General features: G+C 43.9%; 9 protein-coding genes. 3 read left to right on the forward strand and 6 right to left on the reverse strand.

Going from position 1 to position 17459, the window contains the following annotated elements; genetic code table 11:
- Positions 1 to 937: 937 nt before the first annotated feature.
- The 4 genes from QZT69_RS15950 to QZT69_RS15965 all read right to left on the reverse strand — a co-directional run bounded on the left by QZT69_RS15950 (position 938) and on the right by QZT69_RS15965 (position 5799).
- Complete coding sequence (locus QZT69_RS15950) at positions 938 to 2317, reverse strand: SUMF1/EgtB/PvdO family nonheme iron enzyme (RefSeq protein WP_294677138.1); 1380 nt, start codon at positions 2315 to 2317, stop codon at positions 938 to 940.
- Positions 2310 to 2831: a sigma-70 family RNA polymerase sigma factor gene (locus QZT69_RS15955; protein ID WP_294677139.1), complete on the reverse strand. Its 522-nt coding sequence runs from the start codon at positions 2829 to 2831 to the stop codon at positions 2310 to 2312. Before QZT69_RS15955 ends, QZT69_RS15950 begins: the two co-directional genes overlap by 8 nt.
- 263 nt (positions 2832 to 3094) lie before the next feature.
- Positions 3095 to 5008, reverse strand: coding sequence for a T9SS type A sorting domain-containing protein (locus tag QZT69_RS15960; RefSeq protein ID WP_294677140.1), 1914 nt, complete (start codon positions 5006 to 5008; stop codon positions 3095 to 3097).
- A 116-nt stretch (positions 5009 to 5124) separates the two neighbouring features.
- A complete protein-coding gene (locus tag QZT69_RS15965; RefSeq protein WP_294677141.1) occupies positions 5125 to 5799 on the reverse strand; it encodes a MarC family protein in 675 nt (224 codons plus the stop codon).
- A gap of 173 nt (positions 5800 to 5972) precedes the next feature.
- Here QZT69_RS15965 and QZT69_RS15970 point away from each other — a divergent pair, with 173 nt between their 5' ends.
- Entirely contained in the window at positions 5973 to 9728 is a 3756-nt protein-coding gene (locus QZT69_RS15970) for a PKD domain-containing protein (RefSeq protein WP_294677142.1), read from the forward strand.
- A gap of 61 nt (positions 9729 to 9789) precedes the next feature.
- On the opposite strand, the gene QZT69_RS15975 is transcribed toward QZT69_RS15970, so the two are convergent.
- Together QZT69_RS15975 and QZT69_RS15980 are read right to left on the reverse strand one after the other, a co-directional pair.
- Positions 9790 to 12468, reverse strand: a complete 2679-nt coding sequence (locus QZT69_RS15975; protein ID WP_294677143.1) for an AsmA-like C-terminal region-containing protein — start codon at positions 12466 to 12468, stop codon at positions 9790 to 9792.
- A gap of 244 nt (positions 12469 to 12712) precedes the next feature.
- Positions 12713 to 14578, reverse strand: a complete 1866-nt coding sequence (locus QZT69_RS15980) for a VWD domain-containing protein (protein WP_294677144.1) — start codon at positions 14576 to 14578, stop codon at positions 12713 to 12715.
- A 214-nt stretch (positions 14579 to 14792) separates the two neighbouring features.
- On the opposite strand from QZT69_RS15980, the gene QZT69_RS15985 reads away from it, so the two are divergent.
- Both QZT69_RS15985 and QZT69_RS15990 read left to right on the forward strand, forming a co-directional pair.
- Positions 14793 to 15722 carry a PfkB family carbohydrate kinase gene (locus QZT69_RS15985; protein WP_294677145.1) on the forward strand — a complete coding sequence of 310 codons (930 nt, stop codon included), beginning with the start codon at positions 14793 to 14795 and terminating at the stop codon, positions 15720 to 15722.
- Between the two features lie 37 nt (positions 15723 to 15759).
- A complete protein-coding gene (locus QZT69_RS15990) occupies positions 15760 to 17457 on the forward strand; it encodes a DUF349 domain-containing protein (protein WP_294677146.1) in 1698 nt (565 codons plus the stop codon).
- Positions 17458 to 17459 lie beyond the last annotated feature (2 nt).

The raw sequence follows: 17459 nt of genomic DNA on the forward strand, positions 1-17459 counted from the left end.
TTCAAGCAGAAGACGGCATACGAGATGCTCAGGAGTCTCGTGGGCTCGGAGATGTGTATAAGAGACAGGATATTTTCACGGCAACCGACCGGTATTATTCCCAGGGAATCTTTTTGCAGTACGAACACCACAACCTGGACCTGAAGTGGCTCAATCCGTTTTTCCTGCGTGTTCCGGATATGGAACGGACTCTGAAATCGGGGATCGATCAGAGAGGCTATACACCGTCTACGATTCAGTCGGATACTTTTTTGAAGGGAGATCGCCCCTATGCAGCAACAATTACCTATGGAAATCAGTTTTTTTCCAGGAGCCTGAATCGGAATTACCGCTTAAACTGGGGTGTGTTTTTAGGATTTATAGGGAAGCCTGCTTTTGGGGAATATACCCAGAAAACGGTCCATAAGTGGATTGACAGTCCGAATCCGAAGGGTTGGGAATACCAGCTGAATACCGGTTTTGTGATGGATTTAAACATAGGTTACACGAAACTATTTTTCACCCGGAGCAGGTGGGTCCGCCTGGAGCTTGGAAATCTTCTGACAATCGGGAATTTAACGAATGACATGCGTATACATGCCGGATTGAAATTGGGATACATCGGTAACCGCAGGCAATTCTATCTGTACTACACACCTGAATTGCGGATTGTGGCTTATGACGGAACACTTCAGGGGGTAATTTTCGTGAAACCGAGTATGGCGGCTATTTCTGCTAAATCCATCGAGCGCTTTGTAGGCGAACAGCAGGTAGGGATTTATCTCCGGTACAAACCGTTTTACGCGACGGCTCATTTCCATTACCAGTCGAGGCTGTTTAAATATGCCATGAACCACATGTGGGGCGGGATATCGATCGGGTATATGTTGTGGGATAATATTCAAAATGAATGGTAAAGCAAGCAGGTGGGCATGCGATTAATCGCATACCCACGGAATCATTTTTTATCATAAACAATCAAATAGGTACTCACCACCCGGAACCCGATGGTTGGTTTTCCCTCGGTGATTCCTTTGTAAGGATCCGGAGCGTAGATTTTGATATCATCACCGGAGCTTCGCCAGGAACCTCCTGCTGTTCCGGGTTCGTTTTTATTCATGCCTTCGTAGACCATTTCTGCCACATTACCGGCCATATTGTACAAACCAAGTGCATTCGGCCAGAATGATTTGGATCGTGCCGTTAAATCGGAATTGTCATAGATTATTGTGTTTCCCCATCCGGAGGTATCAATTTGATCTTTCACAATATCATGGGTGAAATTTGCCTGGAATAATCCGCGTGAATTCCGGCGGTATTGCCCGTCCCATGGATACGGAAGCTGTTTGCCTTCGTTGCTTGCTGCTTTGACCCATTCGGCTCGAAGTGGTAAGCGAACGTCGTTGTATTTGCCCTCTTTCTCATCGCCTACGTATTTGCGTACTTCCTGGGAAAGCCATTTGCAGTACAATTCGGCTCCCTCGCGACTTACATTCACCACCGGATAATCATCGTAAGCTTTATGCGAGAAGTAATGTTCTTCCAATGCTTTTCCTCCGTCATTTAACTCTTTCTTCCATGCTGACTGATCCGGTTTTGCCTTCAGAAATTCGTCTTTTCGGCCTTGAATAATGAGGTCGAACAGGAATGTGCGGTACTCGAAATTGGTGACTTCGGTGGTTCCCATGTAGAAAGCCTGGGCAGAAACCTGTTTGCCATTGTAATCAAAGCTCCCGCTTGGGATGAAGACATAAGCGTCTTTATCGTGCTTTGCCAAAGCTTTCAGCATGGACTTCTTTTTCTTTTTGGTAATGGCTATTTCTTCTTCTGTTAGCTTGGGAAATTGGTACGGAATATCATCCATCGGTTTAATGGAAGCCATCCTACGATTGTATGAATGATCATTTGGGGCTTCCGTTCCTTTGTTTTCCGAAACTATCGAAGACAATGGGAGCTCGGTCACCAGTTCTTGCATGACATTTACAAATGGGGCCGGTTTTTGAATAGGTGCCGGTTTGATTTGGGGTTCCGGATTTTGCTGAGCAGGAATGGAAGTATTTTTAGAAATGATAGTGACTGATTCCTGCGTTTTTGTAAATGAAGGAGTTTTATCCGGTTTTCCATCATTCCATAAAAGGAATAAGGAAATGCTTAAGGTGCTTACAATTGTTAACATGATAATCCATTTTTTAGTGAATATTTGCTTTGTTTTGGGTTTATTCACCACAGGATTATTCAAAGACGCAATGAACCGGTCTTTGGTCTGCTCAAACGACTGTATCGCCTGATCTTGTTTCGCATGGGCGAAAAGCTGATCCAATTGTTGCTGCTTATCCATGACTTGATACTGTTTTTAAAGAAGATTCGTATGTGAGTATTTCCATCAGTTTTTCACGTCCCCGTTTCAGGCGCTGTTTCACTGCCGACTCGGATGCGTTTTGAATGACGGTAATCTCCCGGATGCTGAATCCCGAAATCTCAAAAAGGATAATGCTTTCCCGTTGTTCTTCGGATAGTTGTGCCAAAGCTTCGTAGAGATAATGAATATCTGCATGTGCCTGCGGATTGGCATCCCTGTCCCGGATTTCCAGGTGCATCGTTCCTTCCGGAAGCCGGAAAGCGCGCTTCTTTTGGTGATAATTCCCTAAAACATGTACACAAATACTGAACAAAAAGGAAAGAAAGGCTTCTTTTGATTTCAGGGAATCGAATTTTTCATAAGCCACCAAAAGGGTGTCGTTCATCAAATCCCTAAAATCCATTTCATTGTAAACCCTCGCCCTGCAGAAGCGTTCAAACCGTTCATGAACCGGTTCGTAGAGTTTCAGAAATGCGTCTTGTTTGTCTTTCATGCTCGTTGATCACGTATTGGGTACAAGGGTAAGTTTGACAAAAATGGAAAAAGTTACATGAGAATTGAAAATTGAGAAGATAAAAGTTCAATGAATTCAAAATGCAAAAACTCAAAAGGTCCAAAGATATTCCGGTGGTTGGAATTCTTTGAACCTTTTGGTAACGGATATATTTTAATTATCAATTATGAATGTCCCGATAGCTATCGGGAGAATTATCAAATGGGTTCCCTTCTTGATAATTCATCATTGATAATTGCTTTTTAGCTTGTGCGTTGCAAAACCACTTTCCCGCTCAGCCAATGGTTGTTTTCGTCGAGGTAGCGGATGAGGTAGATTCCCGTTGCATATCCCGAAAGGTCGACCTGGATGCGTTCGTCTTTTTTCAGTTTCGGAAGGATCTGCAAGACTTTTCCGCTTAAATCTGAAACGTATAATTCTTTGATATCTGTGTTCGGAAGAATCGTAATGATCCCGTTTGTCGGATTCGGATAATAGCTCCAGGTAATGTTCAGTGCCTTCGGATCCGGTTTTGTTTGCACGGCACTGGTATCTGTTGAATCGGCAGGCTGAAGTGTTGAAACGATAGAATCCGGAATGTTTAAAGCCAGATCCGGGATGTTTTGCTGGCAATCCGGCATATAGGTATAGCTTTTCAGGATTCGAACCAGGATGGCATTCAGTGTTTCCACTTCGTAGCTGTCTGTCGAAGGTTTGATGTGACTGTTGCCGATTCCGCTGTGATCTGTCAGGAAAGTATATGTTCCGTTTGTTCCCAAAGCCAGGGCGCGCATCAGGTATTCGGTGCTTTTATCAATACCGCTTGCCCCGACAGGAACAATGCGGATTCCTTTTTCTGCAGCCTGGAGCATCAATCGCTGTAAACGCTCATTGATCTGTGATCCCTGGTGCGGAGGTGCGTCCAAAATCAGGAACAGGATGCGCGCACGGGCACTTTCGCTCCAGCTCAGGTTGTTAATCGCCGAATCCAAACCAATGTCCATTGCCTCGGGGAAATCTCCGCCGCCGCCTGCGGATTGCTCATTGATAAATGCATCCGATTCGGACAGGATGCGGTTAAAATTCATGCTTTTAGTAACATATGAATCCCCGGCATCCCGGTAATAGACATTCGCAAACCGGAAATTCAATTTGTTACTAATTTGTTTTGACTGGAAAATGACATCGCTCATTTCCGCTTGCAGGAACCTGATCTCGTCCCCCATGGAACCGGTTGCATCGACAACGAAAGCTACGTCTACATTTTGGACTTCCTGGCAGGAGATATTTAATTTCTGATGGTTCAACCCATTCTCAAAAGCACTTACTTTGTTGATGGCCGATACTTTTCCGTCGTAAGTGATTTGGATAGATAGTTTTCCGTTTACAGTCGGAGTTTCATTCTTGACGGTCAGCCAGCATTCTGCTTTACCGGTGTTGTCTGTCCGGGTGGTGAAAACCACATCGCGGTTTAAAAGCAACTGAACAATAGCGTCCACTATTGGAATACCACTTTCGGATTGTAGCATGACGGTGTATCTTCCGGATGGAGCAATTTCCCAGGTTTTTTGGTAAGCTGCCAGTTCCCCTTTGTTCAGGTCCTGCCACATTTTCCATTTCGAAAAGTCGTTGATCTCACCGGCAGTCAATAGCTTTGAACTGACTGTTCCGCCGTAAGCTCCGCCGGATCCCGGATGCGCAGCCATGACAGTTCCCTCGGCGCGTATTCTTGAGGGATCGGCACCGTAGCTGTCGGATCTCATTTTTTTGGATGAAACCGATTTCGTACTGATAACCGCAACCTCTTCAATGGAGCGCATTTCTTTGCGCAGGTCGAGGTCGTCTTCGGCTTTTGCAGGGTGCCTGGTTGCAGTGGGATCTTCTTTCATTTTAAAGTTTGCAACCTCATCTCCGGTAACTTTGATTTCTTTCCTGATTGGGGAGTACCCGGCGTAGTTCATCACGCAGACATACGTTCCGGTGTCGAGTGCAATGGCAAAATTCCCCAATTTATCCGTGAGAACAGAGGCCACTAATTTGTCGCCTTTATAGATGTCAACATTTCCGTAACGAAGGGCTTCGCTGTGGGCTTCGGAGTTCATATTTCCGGAAATGGATTGGGAAAAGGCAGCGCCCGTTCCGAGTAAAATGATGCATAGAAGGGTAACGAATCTCATAACATGCAGTTTAGAATTAGTACTAATTACACCTAAGATGCATGTTGGTTCAAAAATCCATAAAACAATTACGAATTAAATCGATTACGACAGTAGGCATGCGATTAATCGCATGCCTACTGTATGTTAAACAAATGTTTGATCCCCGTTATCCCGATCTGCAATCCTACACAAAAAATCAGGAATGCCATGATGCGGTTAAGTATTTGTTCTCCTTCTTTGCCAATAACGCGGATAATTTTTTTGGTGTTCAGGTAGAAAAAATAAATCAACGAACAAATAACGATGATTGCCAGCAGGATGGCTCCGGTATTGATCAGGTATAAGTTGATATGTGCATTGGCACTGTGCGCACTCAGGGTAAAAAGAACCGAAATGGATCCGGCTCCGGTTGTGATCGGAAAAGTAATGGGGTAAAACAATTTATCCTGGATCAGTGAGTAATTGGAACTAAGGGTGTTCCCTTCTTCGTCCACGTCAGCCTTTGCTTCTTTTTTATCTGAAGAAAGGAATTCCCAGCCGATCTTACAGATCATGATTCCTCCTGCAAGCTGAACAACCGGAATCGTAATGCCGAAAATTTCCAGGATCCAATGTCCTGCGAAAAGAGCTATCGTGCATAGGATAAATGCGTAAAGTGCAATTTTCTTGACCGCTTTTCTTTTTTCCCGGATCTCCAGGTTTGACAAGTAAGGATTGACAATAAATGCAGATCCTATCGGATTGACAACCGGGAAGAGGGTAATTACCCCGATAAAAAGCATATCGATGAAAGATTGGATGAAATTCATTCGAATAAATTTTGGATTAATAATACATATAATTCCGAATTATTTTCCTTCAACGGTGCAGTAGTGACCGGATTAATTGGGTTGTGAATGTTAAAACACGCTTTTTGTTCCGTTTTTTCATTGCCGGTACGTTCATTTAATTAGATTTGAGTATAATTAATTACACACTATTTATGAAGAAACACTATTTGCTGGGAATGACCTTCCTGTTACTCACCATTTTTTCGTCCTTCGCACAACAAGTGCCGCGTGAGAAAATAGTTTCGTGCTATTTTGACGAGTTATTGTCCAAACAACTTCAGGAAGATCCGTCGCTTCAGAAAAAACTGGACGAGATGGACCACGAAATTGAACGATTTAAAGCTGCTAAGAAAAAAGGAGGCGGCGCGGTTTCAAAAAGTTTAAGCGACAAGTTACTGATCCCTGTTGTAGTCAATGTGGTGCACCAGAATGGTCCCGAAAATATTTCGGACATGCAGGTAATCAGCCAAATCAATGCACTGAATACGTATTATGAAGATTATGGTATCCAGTTTTGTCTTGCAACAAAAAAAGGAACGGTAAACCTCACATCGATCAGTACACCGGCAGGAATTACCAGTTCTACTCCGGGTATTTTTCATTATTACAATCCAACTCTTACCAATCACGATGTAAGCCAGATCAATTCACTGGCTGCTGTTGGAGCTTCATTGCCCGCGGATAACTACCTGCGTATCTGGGTTGTTAAAAGCATTACTTCTGCGTCCGTTCCGCCAGGATCCATTATCCAGGGGTATTCTTCCTTCCCGGGAAGTTACAATTATACAGATGGGATTGTGATGGATTACAGGGCTTTCGGAGATATCGCAACCTGCGGTTGTTCAACACTGGCTTCTTACAGTCAGCTGGGTAGAATTGCCGTACATGAAGTGGGCCACTACCTGGGATTATACCACACTTTTCAGGACGGCTGTGCGGGAATGAATACCTCTACCTGCGCATCTCAGGGTGACAGAGTTTGTGATACGCCTCCGGTTGCAATACCCGGAAATACCGGCTGTCCGGCTGCGGGATGGAATACCTGTAACGAGACTCCGAACCTGCCCGATGATATTCACAACTATATGGATTATGTAGACGAAGGTTGTATGACGGGGTTTACCAACGGACAGAACGACCGTATGGATGGCAGTATCGCTTTGTATCGTGCAAACCTGGTTAGCTCAAACAACATGGTTTATACGGGTATTAATTGTAACGGGCAGATTATGGCGCATTTTACGGCGGATAATTATGCACCTTGTACGGGAACTTCCGTAACATTTACAGCGAATCCGGTAAGTGGAGCTATTTATTCCTGGGATTTCGGGGATGGATCTACCGGAAGCGGACAGGTTGTTTCTCATACTTACACAACTGCGTACGCACCGGCAATCGTGACGCTTACAGTTACAAGCGGGAGTAATCCGAGCGATTTTGCAGAAAATGAAGAGCTTGTTTTTCCTACGAACTGTACAGCGATCAGCAACACCCAAAGTACATGGATGTTCAGCAATCAGGCCGGACTGGATTTCTCATCGGGGGTTCCTGTTTATGATAATTCTGCTGACGTGAATAATACCATGCAGGGAAATATAGAAGATGTTGTTTCTCAATGTGATGCCAGTGGAAACTTGCTCTTTTACAGCAGCGGAGATAATATTTGGGATCAGAACCACAATTTGATTGCATCTGCTCTCAACGCAGATAACAGTAGTGCAACGGGATCAATATCTATACCTAACCCGGCAAATTCCAGCCAGTATTTGCAGTTCAACACTAGTTTTAATCAAGGTGGATTGCTATACAGTGTTATTTCGATTACCGGTACACAGGCTTCTATCGTGAGCAATAACAATCCGGTTCCGGTTCCTGCAGGATATATTCAGTCAGGAGCAACGCTGTGGAGCGGTGAAGGGGTAACTGCTGTCAAGGCTTGTAATTATTACTGGCTGATCGTCCATGGAAAAAAGAGTGAATACCAGCATTTCCTGATGGTTTACAAAGTTTCCGCTTCCGGAATTGCTTTCCATTCAGATTATTTACTGAATAGTTTCGATGGTATTTATTGCACGATCGAAGCTTCTCCCGACGGAACGAAGATACTCGTATCTGAATTTGTTGGCAACAGTATGTTCCTGTGTGATTTTAACCCGGTAAGCGGTTTTATAACCGGTGATGAGATCATTAATCGAGAGCGTGTCTACGGGACATCTTTCAGTCCGGATTCCAAATTGTTTTATGCTGTTCAGGAAACCACCGGAGATGTGTTCCAGTACGATGCAACCGCATCGAATGTATTCCTTTCTGAAGTGAAGGTGGGGAATTTGATAGCACCTAATTCCGTAAAACGATTGGGAATGCAGTGCGGACCGGATAACAAGATCTACATTTCCCGGAATATGACACAGCTGGGGGCTATCCATGCTCCGAATACGCAATCAACAATCAGCCAGCCCAACCTGTGTTTGTTTACCAATAACGGACCTTACCTGGATATACTTGCTGCAGGAAGCGGCTTACCGAATATGTTAGATGCCGATCAGGTTCAGCTATTCACCGGTGATTCGATCTTCGCAGAAGAAGTGCGTTGTGATACATACATTTTCAGCACGAATATTTGTGCGAATTCCTATTCCTGGAATTTCGGTGATCCGGCTTCGGGTTCTGCCAATACTGCTTCCGGAGCTTCTCCGACCCATATTTTCTCCGGTCCGGGAACTTATAACGTTGTTGTTTCCGGAAATGGTATCACACTGAATTATACCATTGTTGTAGCTCAGGGCTGTGAGCCGTGTGTTTGTCCTGAGAATGGATCATTCTCGTATTCAATTGTTGAAGAAGAATGTTATGTAAAGTTCCATGCGAATTACGTGGCGGACCCATGCCTGGAGAATGTGGAATATACCTGGGATTTCGGTGACGGAACAACTGCAACAGGGATTGATGTCGATCATGCTTTTGCAACTGCCGGAACACACACCATTTGTTTGACAATAACGGCGCTAAACGACTCTGAACTGTGTACGACTCAAGGCTGTAAAACCTTTGAAACGCGTTGTACTCCGCCATGTGATTGCAAACTGCGTCCGGGATTCAATGTTAGTTTTGATGATAAGGAGTGTATCTATACGTTTGAAGGATTCCACGGAGGTCCCGAATGTCTGAAGTATGCGGAATACTACTGGGATTTTGGCGACGGAACAACATCCATCGGTCAAACTACAGGACACGTTTTCCCGGCTGCAGGATCGTATGATGTTTGTGTTACGGCTGTTATCAGAAACGAAAAGGGAGATGTCCTTTGTACGGAAAGATACTGTGAGAAAATAGAGGCTCGCTGCGGAGGAAGATGTGACTGTAAATTGAAGCCCGGGTTCGATATGGTTAATTCCGGAGATTGTAATATGCTGTTTACCGGTTTCTCAGGTTCAAATTGTGCGAATATTACCCAGATGGAATGGACTGTCAACGGAGCCGGACCTTATTACGGACAATACCTGGCGCAGCAATTCCAGGTAAATACACCTTATGAGATTTGTCTGACAGTGACCGGAAATAATGGTGACGTGGAATGCAAAGAAACTTACTGCCAGGAATATTTTTACACGGATTGTTATCCTGCACATGGGAAGTCTTTGGCAACAACTCCGACTGCTCCGCAATGGCAGCTGTATCCGAATCCTGCGAGCAAAACCGTTCAGCTGAAGGTTTCTTTCCGTCCGGAAAGCAGCACGATTGTTACTTTGAAAACTGCGGATGGCAAGCTGATCGGACGATATGTATTTGATAAGGAGGAACAGGAAATGAGCCTGGATATTCCTCAGAGTGTTTCCAGTGGATTTGTTTTTGTAGAAATACAATCCGGAGATCATTTCTTTACGGAAAAACTAATGATCATGCATTGATCTTTTTTAGTGTAAAAACAGTAGGGGTGTAAAATTTTACACCCCTACTGTTTTATTAGAATTACTCCACGGTAAATTCCTCTTTTTCATTCGGGCTGCTCTTTTCTTTCAGCTTTTCGCCGAATTTCTTGAGACCCTTTTTCTCCTTCTCGATCTTTTTCTTTTCCTCAAACGGGTTAACTTCTTCTTCCTTACCGAATTCAATTTGCAGTACTTCGTAGTCTTTTTTCGGAGGCTGGTATTTTTTGATCGTTGTGTCTTTTTTGAACAGGCCTAATTCGCTTTTCAGGATCGAAATGGCTTCTTGCTTGGCTTCTTCACGGTTTTGTTTGGCTTCTTCCTTGCGCGAAGTTTTATCCCATTCAATGACCGGGTTAGCAAGGTTTCCGTACATGCGGACGAATATTTTGATTCCTGTTCCGTCGTCTTCCACAATTCCGAATTCTGATTCGTCTTTTTTCTCTTTTAACTCCCGGAAACGGAAAGCAAATTTGTAATCAATATCGTTGTTGAATTTGTGTTTCCCTTCCACGCTGATGTTGAGTGCACTGGACTTGATCTCCATTCTTGGAATGACGATTGTACTTTTCTTGATCAGGATCGTATTTTCCAAAGTCTCAAAACGGATGTCGTTCAACTTGTTCCCAAGCGCATCAATTTCACCGGCTTTCAGTACCAGCTTCGTTTTGGCTGTTTTTAAATCCTTAGCAAGGGCAGTGAATGTACTGACGTTTTTCAATTGTCCGCCTATAATCTTCATTTGGATCTGGGCTTCCAGCTCGTCCTTGAGGATTCCGTAAGTCAGATCGAAAGGAGCTCTCAAATCCAAAATAGCTTCCGCACGACCGCTGATGTTGTCTTCTGTGATCACTTCCTGTTCAAAGTTGTTCCATTCGCGGAAAATCGGTTTGAAATAAATATCCTTCGAACTCAGGTTGGTTGCCAGCTGGAAATATTCCGGGGAGGATTCCACAACTGCAAGTGTCCCGCGAACGGTCGCATTTCCGGTTATTCCGTGGAGCTTTTGAATCGAAATTGTTCGGTTTCCAACAGTCATTTCTCCATTGATCTGTGAGAAGGTATGATGGTCCATGTGGATCGCATCGACATTCAATTTGACATTTCCGTTAATTAGTGTCGGAAGCATCCATTCCCGGTTGATGGAAGTTGTTTTCGGATCGCCCGCAATGGAATTGGTGAAATCTTTCAGGTTAATTTTGCTGCTTTCGGCAATTACGGACACATCCAGGGTATGCTTATCCTGCAGGAACAGGTCAATGTAATTAAAACTTCCGTTTAGCTCCAAATCCGATTCTCCCAAATGGACTTTCAATCCCTCCAGTAAGGCATTGCTTCTGTTCAGGATGAGGTTTCCGTAAATGTCATAGAACTTCCGTGAGTCGTTTTGAAGTCTGAAATCAACATTGTCCATCAATGCGGTACCATTACCATCTGCGATCTCAACCACGGCTTCATTGTTCTCAAACACTGTTTCCAGGTAGAAATTCGTATTAACTTTGACCTTTCCTGAAAGCTCTTCGATCTTTGGGATGCGGAACAGGGCATGAATAACTTCAAGGTCAACAGATCCTTTAGCCGTTCCGCGATAGCTTGGTTTGGAGAAACGGCGTATAGCTAAATTGCCCGAGAAAGGTCCGCTGACGGTTTGGAAGGAAACATTTTTGATGGTAAGTTCTTCTTTGTCTCTTCCTTTTAAAGTCGAATAGTATCCTTTCAAATCAATGTCGCGAAGTGTCAATCCTTTGGTTGGTTCGGTTAATCTTCCGTTGTCGATGGAGAAGTTGCAGTCAACCATCGGGTAGGAATCTTTTGCGAGTTTGTTTTCGAACGACAAGTGGAAAGTTCCTGTTCCCGAACCTTTGAGTTCCGAAACGGTCTTGACTTCTTTGACGGCTAATTTATTGGCCAGCTCGGCAAGTGGAACTTTATCCGCATCGATTTTCAACCGGACTTCGGTAGTATCGACTTTAACATCAAAGTCAAACGGGATTCCGGAAAGCAATAGTTTCCCGCGGTCGATGGAAAAGGTTTCCGATACCCGATCAATGTGAATGGCAACATCTGTTGAAGCCTGCTGATTGATGATAAAGGGCACCAATCCGTTTTGGATACGCTGAATGTAGAAGTTCGCTTTGGTTGCAATGTCGAATTTATCCTGGGTGAAATTCCCCACCAGCCGGAGATCCTGGACTTTGGTTTTATAACTGTTGTCATTGACTTTGTTCGAATAGGAAAAACGGATCCCTGTAGCGTGAATGGATTCCAGCTTCAGGTTAAAATTCGTTTTTTCATCGGATTCGGATTCTCTGAAAATGTCATAGTTTACATCGCCTTTTTTGTCGACCTTCAGTTTCAGTGTTCCGGGCTTAATAGCTACTTTCTTGACGTTGTACTTTTCATTCCAGATGTCCATCGGGCTGAATTTCAACCGGACCTGCTCGGTGTAGAGAAGCGTATCCTGCCGGGTTGCATAAGGGAAAGCATCCTGGATGAAAACTTTGTTGAAATCGAGACTTAAGTTCGGGAACGTGGCCCAGAAGGTGACGTCGATCTCATCTACATGAACTTCTGTTTTCAGGGTTTTATTGATCTCCGAAACGGCGTAATCGATAATGTCGTCTTTGAAGATGTAAAGCAGGAAACTAATGAGCAAAACAAGAGTGATCAGGATTCCGAAGAACCATTTCACAGATCTCACCAGCCACTTTTTCCACTTCATAAATCAAATTTACGCCGAAACCAACGCTTAAATTCACTGGTCCTCAAATAGTAATTAACGTTGGATTTTTAATTTGTTTCAGTTTTCCACGGATTATTTCACAACATAGAATAATAAATGAACCACATAGGAACATAGTGCACATAGTTTTTAGTGCAATAGATACTACTTGTGTTCTATGTGCTCTATGTGGTAAAAAATCCGCTGGAAACAAAAAAGGAGCCTGTTAAGACTCCTTTCTATACTAACCTCTTCTTCCTGGTGTTGAAATGGGTTTTGATGGTGTTGATGCCGGTGTCGAAACGGGCGTGCTTGCGGGACGCGGCGTTGGAGTTGATACCGGTTTGCTTGGCGGCGGTGTATATCTTGGTTCTGTTTTAATCGGTTGTGTTCTTACGGGTTCAGTTCTCACAGGTTCCGTTTTAACAGGTTCTTTGTAAACCGGCTTGTTATAAACCGGTACCGGTCTTTTGACTTCCGGTTCTTTTACCGGCTCAGGAGTTTTAACCGATTCGTTTGTAGTGGATGAAGAACCTGAGTTAAATACACGTGGATTCACACCTTCTGCCGGTTTTGTTTCCACAGGAGCACTTGAAGATGATTCTTTAGAAGTCGTTCTTGTACTTGTATTTGTTGAGCTACCGCTGGTTCCTGCCGATTCCGGGGTTTTAACAGCGCCCTTGCTTGCTTCTGTATCCGTAACCGTTCTTGATGTTCCGGATCCTCCTGAAGCCTTATCGTCTCTTGGAACTCCGCTGTTACCGGTATTTCCTCCGGGGATTTCTTCCGATCTGTGTTCCGGATAACGCTCTCTGTATGGCTTTTGCCCCGGGTTTACATTGGGAGCAGGAGTTCTTACAGGTTCCAGTTGTCTTCCTGCCGTACGGTTCGGAAGAACAGGTTTCGGAGTCGGTTCGATACGTAAGAATCCATTGTCGTAGATGCATGCGCTCAAATCGCTTCCTGTAAAGCCTCTGCGCTCACATTCTCTCTGTGCTCTTCTGAAATCGTCTCCGTTCATGTCACCCAAAGTTCTGTGAACACGAGGGAAGGACTCATCTGTGAAAGCAAAAGTACTTTGATTGAATCCGTAGTCGAACAAAGATTCCTGCGGAGTAATACGGTATTGTCTTGCGAAATCCTTAGCCAGGAAAGCCAGGTATTCTTTTTCCAGTTGCTGATCGCGGGAGTTGGTTGAACCGAAAACGCCCATGTTCCAGTTGGAAGATGCAATTCCGCCCATGTTGTTGCGTACATCGAAATCATCGGATGTTCTTCCGTTAGCATTTCCAAGGATTCCGTCATAACTTTCAGTACAAGGATAGACTTCCATGGCGATGTTATAGAATCCCATTCCGCCGGTGGATGAAGCGTCCAACTTTACCTTTTCACCTGTGGGCCAGGTAACGACGTAATCATTTCTTCCTGATTTGGTAATTGTTCCACCATGTTCCAGGTAATAATTGCTTCCGTCGATGTATACCGGCTCTCCGTTTATACGTAACGGAGTAGTGGTATTACCGTCCGGCTTCTCATGTGCGTAAAAACAAACGCGGTCTCCGCCAACATTCATAGCTACTGCCGTATTCAATGAGAAATCATCGGATTGATTGCGCTGACGAACTTGTACATTGACATTTCCGCTGGCTGATCTTGCGAGTGTAAATTCTCCGACTGTCTGGAAGGAATACGTAGCTCCGTCGAAAGACTTCAAATGTGGATCTCCGTAAGTTCTTCCCATTACGGGCTTACAATCCGGAGTTCGGTTTGTAAAACTGCTCAATCGCGCCCATTGTGCGCGTGATGCACTGTCACTGGTAGTACTCGATCGCTGGATATGCGACCGGACTTTGTCTTGAGTAGTACCTGGCATGGCACTAAACATTTCTGCAGGGGTGTATTCTTCCGGAAAATTACGGTCCGGAGTTGGTCTTTTATTCGCCATCGCTTCCATCGACTGAGCCAACCACTCACCACGAACGGCATCCCAGGCAACCATTTCATTTCTGATTGACTGGAAATCGGTTCCGAAGTTTGCTTTTTCCTGAGCGTTTGCAGATCCAAGCGCTAGAAGAGCGAATAATCCAAAGAATGTAACATGTTTTTTCATAACAGTTGGTTTAATTCGAAAGGGAGTTAAACAATAAACGTACCGAAAAATGAACAGATTAAAAGTTGTTAAAATAAAAACGAATTTCAGTTCGATAGTTTTAAAATTTAAAACAAGTTGGTATTCAAGTCATTGAAGATACGTAAATACTTAATGAATTCCACGTGACTTATACCTAAATATTTGCGTACATTTGCCCAAATAAATTAAGAAAATGAGTCTATTGACAGTTGGTAGTGTGGCATTTGATGCTATTGAAACACCATTCGGAAAAACGGATAAGATTGTAGGTGGTGCAGGAACTTTCATTGCATTGTCTGCTTCAAACTTTATAAAAGACCAGCGTATTGTCTCTGTTGTCGGAGATGATTTTCCGCAGGAAACATTGGATTTGCTTCGTTCTAAAGGTGTTGCTTTGGAAGGATTGCAAATTAAGGAAGGTGAAAAGACTTTCTTCTGGTCAGGTCGTTACCACAACGATATGAATTCCAGAGATACCTTAGTAACGGAACTGAATGTATTGGGTGATTTCGATCCGATCATTCCGGACTCATACCAGGGAGCGGAATACGTGATGCTGGGGAATTTAAGCCCGCAGGTACAACGCCAGGTTATTGAGCGCTTGACAACACGTCCGAAGCTGATTGCTATGGATACCATGAACTTCTGGATGGACATCGCATTGGATGATCTGAAACAAACATTGAAACTGATCGATGTGTTGATCATCAATGACGAAGAAGCACGCCAGTTGTCGGGAGAATATTCGTTGGTAAAAGCAAGTCGTGTGATCCGTGAAATGGGACCAAAGACTTTGATCATTAAAAAAGGAGAGCATGGTGCTTTGTTGTTCCAGGGCGACCAGGTATTCTTTGCACCGGCTTTACCGTTGGAGGATGTATTTGATCCGACAGGAGCAGGAGACACCTTTGCAGGTGGATTCATCGGTTACATTGCAGCAACGGATGATGCTTCTTTTGAAAATATGAAACGTGCAATTATTGCAGGTTCAGCATTAGCGTCTTTCTGTGTGGAAAAGTTCGGAACAGAGCGCTTATTGGAAATTAGTCATGATGAAGTGGAGGCCAGAATTGCCCGCTTTATTTCATTGACAAATTTTGAAATGTCAACTGTAGTTGGTTAAATAGTTGTAAATTGAGGAACCACTAAAAAGCTTTATCATGGAAAAGGCAAGTTTATTAGAATCGTTAAAAAATCTCGTGCAGCAGGAAGACGCGCTGGTTGTAGCGCGCGAAGTGAGTGAATTACGTAATCAGTTTGAGGATGTAGTTTTGGAAGAGGATCGTCAGTTCCAAATCAAGCAGCTGGAAGCCCAGGAAAAGGGTGAAGCGGTTGAGGAACGTACTGCTGATCCGGTGCGAGAAGAGTTTTATAACTTGTATAACGAATTCCGTGAGCGTAAAAACGGATTGCAAAAAGCGAAAAAAGAAGCTGAAGAATCCAACTTACGCCGTAAGAAAGCACTTTTGGAGCGCCTCAAAGATGTGGTAGAGAAAGAAGAGAACATCGGTGCGGCAATGACTGCATACAAGGAAATCCACGATGCATGGAAAGAGGTTGGAGATATTCCGCGTGAAAAGCGCCAGGATATCCAATCCGAATATTCCCGCTTATTGGAAACGTTCTTTTATCATATCAAAATTTACCGCGAATTGCGCGAGCACGATCTGCACCGCAATCACCAATTGAAATTGGATGTAATCCGCAGGATACAGGATTTGTCGAAAGTTGAGCATGTAAAAGATGTGGAACAGGCCATCAAAACGCTTCAAAACGAATGGGACGAAACCGGGCCCGTTGGGAATGATGCCTGGGAAAGCCTCAAAAATTCATACTGGGATGCTGTTCGTGCGGTTTATGCACGTATCCAGGCTTTCTATGATGAAAAACGTTCGGAATTGTCTGCAAACCTGGAACTGAAAAAAGAAATAGCCCGAAAAGCTGCTGAATTGGTGAAAGACTTTGCGTCTACAAGTACGAAAGATTGGGATCATGCAACTGCTTCGCTGCTGGCCCTTCAGGAAGAATGGAAGAAAATAGGTTTCGGACCGCGAAAGGAAAACGAAGAAGTTTGGAAAGAATTCCGTGCTTCCTGCGATGAGTTCTTCGCGAAAAAGAAAGCATTCTTTGATTCAGTGAGAGGTAAATTTGATGAAGTAGCTGCGAAAAAACAGCAATTGGTCGACAAACTGGAAGAATTGAAAAATTCCACGGAATGGAAGAAAACAACCGATCAAATCCTGGCAATCCAGAAAGACTGGAAAGAATTGGGAAGTGCAGGACAGCGGTTTGAACAAAAACTGTGGAAAGATTTCCGTGCTGCTTGTGATCATTTCTTTGAAGCAAAACAAGCTCATTTCAGTTCGAAAGACAAAGAATTCGAAGGGAACCTGGCTTTGAAAATGGAATTGATCGACCGCATTAAATCGGCAACGATACCTGAAGATAAGAAAGAGGCAATGTCTTTGTTGAAAGGCTTCGCAACGGAATTTAACGACATCGGCCATGTTCCGATGAAAGAGAAAGACCGTGTTTTCAATGCTTACAAAGAAGCCCTGGACGCACATTATAAGAAATTGAAACTCGAAGGCGAAGAACAGGAGAAAATGCTGTTCCAGGCGCGTTTGGATACCATGAAGGCAGATCCGAATGCAGAACGCGCTCTGGCAAGAGAAAAGTACGACCTGCACGATAAAATAAACAAGCTGAAATCAGATATTTTGCAATTTGAGAACAACCTTGGTTTCTTCGCGAAATCAAAAGGTGCAGACTTGTTGAAAAAAGAGGTGGAAGGTAAAATAGCAGCAGCTCAGCGCAAAATTGACGAGCTGAAAGCAAAGATTAAAATGATCCAGTAAGC

It is taken from the genome of uncultured Fluviicola sp., from assembly GCF_902168135.1.
Classification (GTDB): Bacteria; Bacteroidota; Bacteroidia; order Flavobacteriales_D; family Crocinitomicaceae; genus Fluviicola.